Below are 1,004 nucleotides of genomic sequence, written 5' to 3'. Positions count from 1 at the left end.
GTTAACGCAATGTAATCAGGCATTTCCCCTGGCAGACTGTTCAGAAGAAAATCCAGTTCCATACAGCGCGGGCAACAGAGACCACCGTGTCACGGACGGCACGCAGAACCGTACGAGCCACAGAGGCAACACAGACGCTCTCCGCCGTGTCAAATATCCGGTCCACCGCACCGGTAAACTGTTCACGGGCCTGCCCCCGGACAGATTCCGTGCACAGCTCGTCCTGCAGGCGGGTCATCAGGGGACTGGCGGCATGGTCGGGAAGTGCTGTCATGAGCGCGCTGACCAGCGTATCCAGTTCCCAGCCGGTGCGGGCCGATACGGCCACAACCGGATGTACGGGCCGGAACAGACGGAATACCGCCTCCGTTTTTTCGCGAATGTTCTGTGCCTGTGCGGGAGAAGGCTGAATACCGGCCATATCCCATTCATGGCAGGGCTCCGTTTTGTCGGCCTGCGTCACCACAAACAGCACCTGCTGATGTCCCCGGTGCAGGATGTGTCGCCAGAAATACTCATCCACAGACAGGGCACGGTCATCGGCTTTAATCAGCCACAGTACCAGGTCAAGTTCAGGCAGAATGTCACGGTACAGGGCTTCATACTCTGCATCCCTGTCCCGGCTCTCGCCCACCCCGGGCAGGTCAGTGATAATCATGCTGTGACCGTGGCCACTCAGACGGAAGCGCCGCACTTCCCGGGTGCCGGCGTGAACATCACTGACCGGGGTGACCTCCCCCTGAAACAGTGCATTACAGAGTGAGGATTTACCGGCCCCGCTTTTACCCATAATGCCAATCACGGGTTCGTGACTGGTGAGTTTGCGCAGATGTTCCAGGATGTGACGGGAAAGTGAGTAAGGCAGGGAGGAGAGCGGTTTTTCAATTGCCTCAATGGCATCAGACGGATTCATACATGTATTCCCGGTGAAAAAAGACAAAACCCCGCGCACCGGAAAGGTGGCGGGGGATTCACGGAGATAATATCTGTCTGAAATTATTTAG

1 protein-coding gene is annotated in these 1,004 nt (G+C 57.0%); it reads right to left on the bottom strand.

Translation table 11 applies throughout. The features are described 5' to 3' along the window. Positions 1-40 precede the first annotated feature (40 nt). Complete coding sequence (locus K0778_RS26375) at positions 41-913, bottom strand: GTPase family protein (protein WP_085668834.1); 873 nt, start codon at positions 911-913, stop codon at positions 41-43. Positions 914-1,004: the final 91 nt, after the last annotated feature.

Origin of the sequence: Escherichia sp. XD33, assembly GCF_019375075.1 — a bacterium.
Lineage (GTDB): Bacteria > Pseudomonadota > Gammaproteobacteria > Enterobacterales > Enterobacteriaceae > Enterobacter > Enterobacter flexneri_A.
The sequence above is the reverse complement of the archived record's forward strand: the minus strand, read 5'-3'. Positions and strand labels throughout refer to the sequence as shown.